Annotated in this window: 11 protein-coding genes; 7 read left to right on the forward strand and 4 right to left on the reverse strand. The window is 47.6% G+C overall.

All coding sequences use genetic code 11. The features are described from left to right. Both K0A89_12630 and K0A89_12635 read right to left on the reverse strand, forming a co-directional pair. On the reverse strand, nucleotides 1-1691 hold a 1691-nt coding region (locus K0A89_12630), incomplete at its 3' end, for an amino acid permease (protein MBW6519327.1). Beyond that, nucleotides 1688-2461, reverse strand: coding sequence for a mechanosensitive ion channel family protein (locus tag K0A89_12635; GenBank protein MBW6519328.1), 774 nt, complete (start codon nucleotides 2459-2461; stop codon nucleotides 1688-1690). The genes K0A89_12630 and K0A89_12635, both read right to left, overlap by 4 nt. 237 nt (nucleotides 2462-2698) lie before the next feature. On the opposite strand from K0A89_12635, the gene K0A89_12640 reads away from it, so the two are divergent. Then, nucleotides 2699-3250, forward strand: coding sequence for a sarcinarray family MAST domain-containing protein (locus tag K0A89_12640; protein ID MBW6519329.1), 552 nt, complete (start codon nucleotides 2699-2701; stop codon nucleotides 3248-3250). 262 nt (nucleotides 3251-3512) lie between these two features. Here the strand turns inward: K0A89_12640 and K0A89_12645 are convergent, their stop codons facing one another. Together K0A89_12645 and K0A89_12650 are read right to left on the reverse strand one after the other, a co-directional pair. Continuing rightward, entirely contained in the window at nucleotides 3513-3923 is a 411-nt protein-coding gene (locus K0A89_12645; protein ID MBW6519330.1) for a PIN domain-containing protein, read from the reverse strand. Further along, nucleotides 3907-4116, reverse strand: a complete 210-nt coding sequence (locus K0A89_12650; protein MBW6519331.1) for a DUF2281 domain-containing protein — start codon at nucleotides 4114-4116, stop codon at nucleotides 3907-3909. Before K0A89_12650 ends, K0A89_12645 begins: the two co-directional genes overlap by 17 nt. A gap of 207 nt (nucleotides 4117-4323) precedes the next feature. Here K0A89_12650 and K0A89_12655 point away from each other — a divergent pair, with 207 nt between their 5' ends. The 6 genes from K0A89_12655 to K0A89_12680 all read left to right on the forward strand — a co-directional run bounded on the left by K0A89_12655 (nucleotide 4324) and on the right by K0A89_12680 (nucleotide 6113). After that, nucleotides 4324-4575 carry a BrnT family toxin gene (locus K0A89_12655; GenBank protein ID MBW6519332.1) on the forward strand — a complete coding sequence of 84 codons (252 nt, stop codon included), beginning with the start codon at nucleotides 4324-4326 and terminating at the stop codon, nucleotides 4573-4575. Next, nucleotides 4544-4825, forward strand: a complete 282-nt coding sequence (locus tag K0A89_12660) for a hypothetical protein (protein MBW6519333.1) — start codon at nucleotides 4544-4546, stop codon at nucleotides 4823-4825. The genes K0A89_12655 and K0A89_12660 overlap by 32 nt, the downstream gene beginning before the upstream one ends. Nucleotides 4826-5201: 376 nt before the next feature. After that, nucleotides 5202-5396 (forward strand): hypothetical protein, encoded by a 195-nt coding sequence (locus K0A89_12665; GenBank protein ID MBW6519334.1) that lies wholly within the window; start codon nucleotides 5202-5204, stop codon nucleotides 5394-5396. An 8-nt stretch (nucleotides 5397-5404) separates the two neighbouring features. Next, a complete protein-coding gene (locus K0A89_12670; GenBank protein ID MBW6519335.1) occupies nucleotides 5405-5647 on the forward strand; it encodes a type II toxin-antitoxin system RelE/ParE family toxin in 243 nt (80 codons plus the stop codon). Between the two features lie 23 nt (nucleotides 5648-5670). Further along, a complete protein-coding gene (locus K0A89_12675; protein MBW6519336.1) occupies nucleotides 5671-5844 on the forward strand; it encodes a hypothetical protein in 174 nt (57 codons plus the stop codon). Continuing rightward, the gene (locus tag K0A89_12680) at nucleotides 5841-6113 is read left to right on the forward strand and encodes a hypothetical protein (GenBank protein ID MBW6519337.1); all 273 of its coding nucleotides are present in this window, start codon (nucleotides 5841-5843) and stop codon (nucleotides 6111-6113) included. Before K0A89_12675 ends, K0A89_12680 begins: the two co-directional genes overlap by 4 nt. Nucleotides 6114-6472: the final 359 nt, after the last annotated feature.

Raw genomic sequence — 6472 nt, forward strand, 5'->3', positions numbered from 1 at the left:
AGCAGGATGTTACTTTTCCCGGACCGTGCCACGTCCAGGATGGCTTCAGAGATCTCATGTGACACCACGGTCTTCTTTATGACCGGTACACCGAACTCGGCCCCGGTGGAGATGGCTTTCTTGAAAATTGGTTCTGAATTCTGGATGAACTGGTCCCCTGTCTCAAGAAAGGTCTGCTGGGGAACACCGATTATGTAGAGTGCAACGATCTCGCTGGCCTGGGCTTTGGCCAGTGCGGCGCCAATGGTAATGAGAGGTTTTACGTTCTTCAGGTTTGAGAGCGCCACTACTACACGATAATTTCCGGGCGCCACCTGGCGGGCGATCTTGCCTTTCTCGACCTTTTCCTTGTTCACTGAATAGCCGAAATAGACCACGAACCCGATGGCGGTCCAGATAATGATGGAATACCAGCCTGCGGGGCTGTAATTGAACATATACAGGGCCAGGAAGAGCTGGGTGATGATGCCAAGGATGGGGATGATGGGGAAAAAGGGCATTTTGTAGCCGTACTCCAGTTCACTGCCGAATTTTTTCCTGATCACGATGACTGCCAGGTTGACCTGCAGGAACAGGAGCAGGAACATGATAGCAGATGCGCTGGCCACGTCCTCTATGGGTAACCCGAGGGCCATTACGATAATAAGAGCGCCTGTTATGAACAGTGCCATGTGGGGTGTACGCCTTACAGGATGCACTTTCTTGAAAATACCGGGAAGATTGTGGTCCCGTCCCATGGCAAAGGAGACCCGGGTGGAGGAGAAGGTGGTGGCGTTGAGCGCTGACATGGTAGACATCAGGCCACCCAGCAACAGCAGGAATGTGCCAAAAGGCATGAACTGGCGGGCAGCTTCAACAAGGCCCAGCTCCTGGTGCTGTCCGAGGAACTGCCAGGTTGGGATGTCGGTCTGCATTGCACCGATGGATACGAATGCCACGAGGAGGTAGATAGGTATTACAATGAGCATGGACAGGAAGATAGCACGGGGGAGATTTTTCTTTGGTTCCCTGACCTCTTCTGCGGTCTGGGCTATGACCTCATACCCTTCAAAAGCGATAAAGGTCAAACCCATAGCCATGAACACGCCGCCGAAGCCGTTGGGCAGGAAGGGGTGAAAATTGCTGAAGAACTCGGGACGGTTGTACATAGCGTAGAGGCCGGATACGATGAAGACACCCAGGATGGCTATTTTCGCAAATCCTATGATATTTGCTATGGCACCGGTCTCGGATGCACCCATGTAGTTGATATAGATGAAAACGAGCGCGATGGCCACGGCCAGGAATTTGACGAGGTGGTCTCCGGTGAGTCCAAACAGGGTTATGTTATAGGTATCAAGCAGCAGACCGAAATATGCCCCAAAACCCAGGGCGTACAGGCTGCCGGCTACCGCATGGGCGAACCAGCTCATCCAGCCGCTGAGGAATCCGTTGATGCCGGGAAGGGAATGTTTCACCCACAGGTACCCGCCACCGGCTTCGGGAATGGCGGAGCTCAGTTCTGCATAGGTCATGGCCGTGAAGGTGGTCACGACACCATTGAGTAAAAAGACGAGGATAAGCGCAGGTCCGGCCTCTCCGGCGGCGATTCCTGTGAGCACGAAGATGCCTGCACCGATCATGGCCCCTACGCCGATCATGGTGGCGCTGAGCACGCCCATCTCCCGGCTGAGTTCTATGCGGTCATTCATTTACCGATATCCTTAATTTCATTGAGTTTTTCTTCTTTTTTAATCTCTTCGGCTTTATGGGTGAACTCAACTTTCAACCTTTCGACCTTTTCGTTTATTTCAGTGGTCACCAGGCTTTTCTTTTCAGGGTCCTTCAGGTTCATTATGAGGGAAAGCTCGATGGTCTTGTCATCTGTTTTTGAGGTGACGACTGCGGCTGATCTCTTGAAATATTTCTTCAGGTTCACGATGGATTCCAGGAGTGCTGTCTCAAAGGCCACCGTATCGATGTCCTTCTTGATGACCACGGGCAGGGTCAGTTCGTACCCTGCGGGCTGGTATTTGGTCCAGATACTTTTAATGAACATCACATTGGGCACGGTCACCAGATTGCCGTCTTCGTCCAGCAGTACGGTATTGAGGTCGGTTATCTCTATGACCTTGCCGCTTAAGCCTTCAATGGAGAGCGTATCCCCTACTTTATACTGGAGGCTCAAAAAGGAGCGGGAGACGAAGTTCTGGAGCACTGGATAGGCTGACAGGAAAAAGCCTATGGCTGCCAGCGCGGTGAGAAGGAGAAGTATGTCTGTGGATACGCCGACCTGGTTGATGGCAAGGATGATACCTACGGCCCAGACGAGCAGGAAAATGTACCTCTGTATGCGGGCGGCCAGGTAGGAGGAGGATGAGTGCAGGGCTGTTGATATCAGGGTCTTTGAGATGTGGGCGATGAGTGCTGTTACCAGGATGATGAGAAGAAATGCTCCTATTTCTATTGCGATTTGGATCAATTGGATTTGATCGGGAAATACCAAATTATACCCTTCCTTTGCTTGAAAGTTCTGCATTATGATAAATGTGATGTGAATAGTGTAAATGGACTACCTGTATCAAAAATGTTTCCTGTTTATTGCGGTATGGTGAGGGTGAAAGATATTTATGATGCAAGGTTCAATATTATAATAAAACGCGGGAGGAAAAACATGAAAAATGGATACATTCTGATGATCTCGATCGTCATTTAATTTTTGTCGGTACACTCTGTACAGGCAGCGGAAAACGAATTCGGTGAAATCCCGGTCTGGTGTAATGGTGAGAAGGCCACGGTGAACGACCTTGATGTGAAGATCGACGAGCCCATCACCATTACGGTCAGGGTGATGTCCAGGATAGACGGTTATGTTGATATGAAGTTGAAAGAACCCTGGACGACCAAATCATTTGAGGTCATTTCAGGTCCCAGCGATACTGGTGAATGGTTCACGGAACCGAAAGTGTATCCGGGCTGGACACAGGAGTATACCTGGATACTCACTCCCAATGGTGAGTGGACACAGGGCCGGACACCCATCCTGGTGGATGTAACCTTTCACAAAGACAGCGATACCAAAATGACACTGGGAATGACCGTCGTCAGTCCCACTATCCTCGATAAGCACTACATTGCACCGGATAAGACCGTCCGGAAAGATGAGGAAGCAGGCGATTTGCCGGTTTCTGTTCCCAATGATGCGCCGGGATTCGGGATTGTGGGGGCGCTGGTGGGAGTTGTGGTTGTGATGTTGAGGAGAACGAAATAACTCCTTTTTTAGCTGTGATGTGGACCCCCTGCTCACCACTGATATTGAGGACGGCAGGAGCCTGAACCAGAGTGGACACCCTTTATCTTAATCCCCCTCCGGACCGGGGCACCATGAATCCCGCGAGTGGCTGCCGCCGGCCAGTGAAGGCTCAACCGGGCCCGGGGTGGAGGGTGCGCTGGGGGGCCTGGTCTGGATGGATAATGTGGAGAGATTGTATGAGATAATGGGGGCAATAAATAGGGTTGTTCCCGGTCAGGTATTAATGGACTATTTCGGAGGGTTCTTTTCGCCCAAGTTCAGTTTCATCAAAATCTTTATCAAAACTGATGATCTCCAATTGATGTTTTTCAGCCAGCATATATTGATATGTATCATCAAAATCGAGATTGAATTTTTCAGCCGTTATGGGTAAATTGGTCAAATCTTCCGGCACTGCTGAGAGTATTTCTATTCCATCGATTACCATATCTTCCAGAAATGATGTGAAGACATCGTATTTCCCAAGCCTGAATAGAATTATGCCAATAGAATGAAGTGAAAGGTCGGTCATATATGTCTTTTCCAAATCTGTTTCCTGAAAAAAACGGATAACGGAATCTGCTTTTCTTGATAGAGAAGACCTTCCAGAAATATGTTGGTATCTATGAGATACATCAGTCTCTCCATTCAAGGGCTTTTTCCTGGAGTTCCAGGGAAGTGTACTGGCTGCGATATTCTTTCAGGCTGCCTATCCACTTCAGTGTGGGCTTTTTCCTTTTCCCGGGAGTTTTCCTGGTGAGCAGAAAGTCTATGAAATCGGCTGCCTCTTTTTGCAGTTCTGGTGGCAGCATATCGATTTTATGCTCTAAAGACCTGGTTGACATGTTCCTCTTTTTACTTTATGTTCTGTATCTTTATAAGGTTTTTAGTTGAAGGTATTGTTCATACTGAATATGCTGTTGGATTTTTACGGAATCTAAGCACCTCTTCTGCCCTCACCGCCGCTGGCCGATGAAGGAGGAGAGGGGCGTGGATGGGGTATGCAACGATGGGGGTGTGGCGTATCTAAAGATTAGCAACGAACTCATAGTATCATTGACAAACTTGAAGAAAAGCATAACGTAAAACCTAAAGAAGTAAAAGAAGTATTGTGTGGAAAACCTAAATTTCGCTTTGTTGAGAAGGGTTTCCATCCAAATGATAATGTATATGCTGCTATGGGCAGGTCTAAAGCAGGCAGGTATCTAATCATTTTCATTATATACAAAAAAGATAACCATATACTCATTGTGTCTGCAAGGGATATGACTGATGGAGAAAGGAAAAGATATGGACAAAAATAGAAGTTCTCTATCAAAGGCAGAGGATTATGACCAGATAGGACAGTTCTGGGATATTCATGAGCTGGCAGACCATTGGGACGAGTCTGGACCGGCAGAGTTCGAAGTTGATATTCAATCCGAAATGATATACTATGCTGTGGAAAATGAACTTTCTGATAAGATCCGGGCATCTGCCAGACGCCATGGTGTCTCACCTGATACCCTTGTGAATTTATGGCTACAGGAGAAATTGCAGGAACAATCTTCTTGATTGGCGTTTTTTGACACGTCGGGATTTTTTTTATTTTCGCATCAGTTATTAACAAATTGTGACATTTTTTTGCTTTCAAATATCACCGGGGCTACATTACAACAGCAGCATTTGATTCCAGCATTCGTACGGCTCTTACCCCATAACTTCGATGAGGGTAAGTGATGCACTCGACCGTCTTTCCGGTATGCGGGTGGGGCGCTGGGTGTATGAGGCAGAACCGAGCGGCAGGGGAATAGCATTCGGGAGAATAGGCATGTCTTCCAGCCTTGAGTGTAGTCGGGGGAAACTATGGATGAGCGGCGCACAATCTATATCATTCTAATTATTGAACATAACCCTAAGTATTTAATAGTTTAAGAAAAAATTACGTAGTATGCAAACTCATGTTGAATCGAACAAGGTATGGCTCTACAAAGACGAATACGATGACATGCTGGAATATATCGATCGATTGACAGAAACGATTAATGTTCTTTCAGATAAGGGTACTATAACTGCAGTCAAACAAGCTCTTAGCAGAATTAATTCCGGTGAATATCTCACAAAAGAAGACTTGGTGTTTGATTGACGTATACTTTGATATTTGATAAAAAATTCAAATCTGATCTAAAAAAACTCGATAAATCTGTAAGGGATCGGATATTAATGAAAGTATTTCAACTTGAAAGATTTCCTGAGCTGGGAAAACATCTTATTGCTATTGATCTTTGGAGTCTGAGAATTGGAAAATATCGAGTATTGTATACAATCAAAATGAATAAGCTTCAAGTTCTAGTATTGACGGTGGGTCACCGTAAAAAAGCTTACGAAAATATGTAGCTTGGGAAAACAGGGGTATGCGGGTGGAACTGCTGGTAGTTACAGCACGGTTGCAGGAGTCCAAACCAGAGCATACACCCGATTTACCCTATCCCCCCTCCGGACCGGGGCACCATGAATCCCGCGAGTGGCTGCCGCCGGCCAGTGAAGGCTCGACCGGGCCCGGGGTGGTGGGTGCGATGGTGGGGGCCGGGTGAGTGATGCAGAAAAGGGCGGCTGGGTAAGGGGAGGCAAGATGTCGCATGGGATAGTGTTTCCGCACCGCAAAGGCAATGTTACCGTATCTTTGCGTTCTTTGCGGTGTAATATTCAAATTAAATTATATTTTTACTGTAATGGCGGCACTCCACCGGCACAACATCTGAATACAACTACCCCACCCCACCATCCAGCGCACCACTCCCGCACCCAGGCACCAGTGCAGGAGGGGGGCAGGAGCCTGAACCAGAGTGGACACCCAATTTAGCGTATCCACTCTCCGGACCGGGGCACCATGAATCCCGCGAGTGGCTGCCGCCGGTCAGTGAAGGCTCGACCGGGCCCTGGGTGGAGCGTGCGATGGTGGGGGCCGGGTGAGTGATGCAGAAACGGGCGGCGGGAAATAGATATGATTTAGGTTTACCGGAAAGTGGATAAATGAACCGCAGATGAACGCAGATAAACGCAGATGAAGGTTAAGATGAATTCTAATTCAAAAGATAAGGCAAAAAATAAAAGATTATCTGATTTTGGCTGGAATATCTGCGTTCATCTGCGGTTTAATCAATTTAATTAAAAATATATTTTTATTGTCATGGCGGCACTCCACCGGCACAACATCTGAAT

The sequence above is a fragment of the ANME-2 cluster archaeon genome, assembly GCA_019429385.1.
Classification (GTDB): Archaea; Halobacteriota; Methanosarcinia; order Methanosarcinales; family Methanocomedenaceae; genus Methanocomedens_B.